The organism is Nocardioides sp. (genome assembly GCF_047607365.1).
Lineage (GTDB): Bacteria > Actinomycetota > Actinomycetes > Propionibacteriales > Nocardioidaceae > Nocardioides.
This window is the reverse complement of sequence record NZ_JASGDD010000079.1, coordinates 1-3152: the sequence shown is the minus strand read 5'-3', so window position 1 is coordinate 3152 and position 3152 is coordinate 1. Positions and strand designations below refer to the sequence as shown.

Genomic DNA, 3152 nt, shown 5'->3' with positions numbered 1-3152 from the left:
GCGGCGCGCAGCGGCTCGGGCGTGGCCGGGTCGGCGACGACCCGGCGGAGCTCGGCGACCAGGCCGCCGAGCGAGAGCGGCCGGCGCGGGCGGCCGATCACGTGCTCGACGCTCACGCCGAGCTCGTCGAGGAAGCGGCTGGGCTGCTCGCCGTCGTCGGCGTCGGAGCGCACGGCGGTGACGATGAGCCGCTCCCGCGCACGGGTGCAGGCGACGTAGAAGAGCCGGCGCTCCTCGGCGAGCAGCTCCCGCACCCCCAGCGGCGGGACCAGTCCCCCCTCGGCCGGAGTGCCGATCCGGTCGGGCTGCAGCAGGCTGGAGCGGCGCCGCAGGTCGGGCCATGCCTCCGCCTGGACGTGGGCGACGACCACGAGGCGCCACTCGAGGCCCTTGGAGCGGTGCGCCGTGAGGAGACGTACGGCGGAGCCCCGCGCCCCGCGCTCGGCCATCGTGTCGGCGGGGATCTGCTGGGCGCTCAGGGTGTCGAGGAAGACGCGGGCGCCGGCATGGTCGCGGGTGGTCTCGGCGCGGGCGGCGACCTCGAAGAGGGCGACGACGGCGTCGAGGTCGCGGTGCGCCCGCCGCGCGGCCGGACCGCCGAGGTCGACGGAGCGGCGGAGCCGGTCGGGCCAGGGCGTGGAGTCCCACAGCGCCCACAGCAGCTCCTCGGGGCTGGCGCCCGCGCCCGCCATCTCCCGCACCCGGTGCAGCAGCGCGACGAGCGCCTGCACCCGGCCCAGCGACGCGTCGGCCAGGCCCGTGACGAAGTCGGGCGTGAGCACCGCCTCGCGGAGCAGCTCCGGGGACGACCTGACCCGCCTGTCCTCGGCGGCGGCCAGCGACTTCTCGCGCGCCCGCAGGGCACGGGCCAGGCGGCGTACGTCGGGGGCGGCGAGGCCGCCGAGGGGGCCGGTGAGCAGGGCGGTCACCTGGACGGCGTCGAGGTAGCCCGGCGCGAGCGGATCGGACTCCCCCAGGTCGAGCGCGGCGCGGAGGGCGGCGAGCAGCGGCGCGACGGCCGGGTCGCGGACCAGCGGGAGCTCGTCGCCGGCCACCTCGACCGGGACGCCCAGAGCGCCGAGGGCGCGGCGCAGCGGAGGGATCGAGGCGCGGCCGGAGCGGACCAGGATCGCCATCTCGTCCCAGCCCACGCCGTCGGTGAGATGGGCGCGCCGCAGCAGGTCGGCGAGGTGCTCGGCCTCGGCCCGCTCGGTGTCGAAGGTCATCACCTGCACGCGGCCGCCGGGGCCGGAGGCCTCGGGCGCGAGGAAGGCCGCGCGCGCCTCGGCGTCGATGGTGCCGGGCAGCCCGATCCGCGAGGCGACCCGCTGGGCCGCGACGAGCAGCCGCTCGCCGAACCGGCGGGTGGTCCGCAGCGCGACCACCGGCGCGGGCGCCCCGGAGACGGTCGGGAAGGCCGTCGGGAACTCCAGGATGCCGCGCACCTCCGCGCCCCGGAAGCCGTAGATCGACTGGTGCGGGTCACCCACGGCGATCAGGTCGCGGCCGTCGCCGGCAAGGGCGCGCAGCAGGGCGAGCTGGCCGGGGTCGGTGTCCTGGAGCTCGTCGACGAAGACGCAGCGGTAGCGCGCCCGCAGCTCGGCTCGGTGGGCCTCCGCCTCGACCACGGCGCGCCGGATGAGGTCGGAGTAGTCGATCGCGCCCTGCGAGTCGAGATTGGTGAGGTACTCCTCCATGAAGAGCCCTGCGGCGACGAACTCCGGCACCCCGCCCTCCTGCCCGAGACGCACCAGGTCGGGACTCTCCAGGCCCTTCTCCCGTGCCCGGGCGAGGACGCCCTGCACCTCGCGGGCGAAGCCGCGGGTGTCCATCGCGCGGGCGAGCGAGACGGGCCACCGCGCCCGGTCGGTGCCGGCCAGGAGGTCGCGCAGCACGACGTCCTGCTCGGGGGCGCTCAGCAGCCGCAGCGGACCCTCGTAGAGCTCCGCCGGCGCGAACCGCCTCACCAGCCCGTAGGCGAAGGAGTGGAACGTCATGCAGGGAGTGGCGGTCGTGGCGCTCCCGAGCCGCGCGGTGACCCGGTCGCGCAGCTGCTCGGCGGCCTTCCGGGAGAACGTCAGCGCCAGCACCTCGTCGGGCGAGGCGCCGCGCCGCTCGATCCGGTCGACGATCGCCTCCACGAGCGTCGTCGTCTTGCCCGTGCCGGGACCGGCCAGCACCAGCAGCGGCCCGTCGCCGTGGTCGACGACGCGCCGCTGGTGCTCGTCGAGCACGGGCGCGTCCGGCGGACCGGGCGGCGGGGCGAGGCGGAAGGACGTCACGGCGCGCGGTCCGGGCTCAGGCAAGGGCGAAGTCGTCGAAGTCGAAACCGGGGCTGACCATGCAGCTCACGATGGCATCGACCTCCGACACAAGCGTGCGCTGCCACACGCCGGCAGGCACCTGCGCCTGCGGGACCTCCCCGGCGGCCAGGTCGGTCCCGACGCGCACCACCTCGCCCTCGACCGGGACGTCCCCGCTGCCGCCGTACTGCAGCTGGACGACGCCGGTGTGCGCGAGCCAGAACTCGTCGGAGCGCACCGTGTGCCAGGCCGAGGAGGCGCCGGCGGGCAGGGCGAAGTAGATGAGCGTCGCCGCCGCGCGCACCCGTCCGTCCGGCAGCGTCACGGTCTCCGGCGAGCGCCAGGTCTGGCGGTAGAAGCCGCCCTCCGGATGAGGGCTGAGCCCCAGGGTCTCGATCAGCGGGTCCACGCGCCAAGTATGCGCAGGGCGACCGCGACGTCGAGCCGCCGGACCGGGTCGTCGGCGAGCGGCCCGAGCCAGTGCTCGAACTTCGTGACCCGGAAGCGCACGGTCATGAAGTGGAGGTACTGCAGCCGCGCGACCTCGGCGATGTTGAAGTCGGTCTCCAGCAGCAGCTGGAGGGTGCGACGCAGGTCCGCCGCCTCGGCGGAGTCGGCGGCCAGCGGCCCCAGCATGTCACTCGCGTACGCCGACACCTCGGCCTCCGGCACGAGCGCGAGCAGTCGCTCCAGGCCCAGTCGCTGGAAGTACGTCGTCGTGCCGCCGCCCCGGCTCCGGCCGGCCTCCAGCGCACGCTCGGCCTCGCCCGCCGCCTCGGGCACCTGCGCCAGGCCGGCGACGACCCGGCTGACGCCCGCGCTGAACGGCCGGCCGGCCGCGACCCCGGC

3 protein-coding genes are annotated in these 3152 nt (G+C 76.3%); all 3 read right to left on the bottom strand.

The genetic code is table 11. From position 1 onward, the window contains the following. Positions 1 to 2306, bottom strand: a 2306-nt coding sequence (locus tag QM572_RS06365; RefSeq protein ID WP_415091208.1) for an ATP-dependent helicase, incomplete at its 3' end; no start/stop codon positions are given. Then, entirely contained in the window at positions 2299 to 2712 is a 414-nt protein-coding gene (locus QM572_RS06360; RefSeq protein ID WP_415091206.1) for a cupin domain-containing protein, read from the bottom strand. The genes QM572_RS06360 and QM572_RS06365, both read right to left, overlap by 8 nt. Next, a partial coding sequence (locus QM572_RS06355) for a PucR family transcriptional regulator (RefSeq protein WP_415091204.1) occupies positions 2700 to 3152 on the bottom strand: 453 nt, incomplete at its 5' end. The genes QM572_RS06355 and QM572_RS06360, both read right to left, overlap by 13 nt.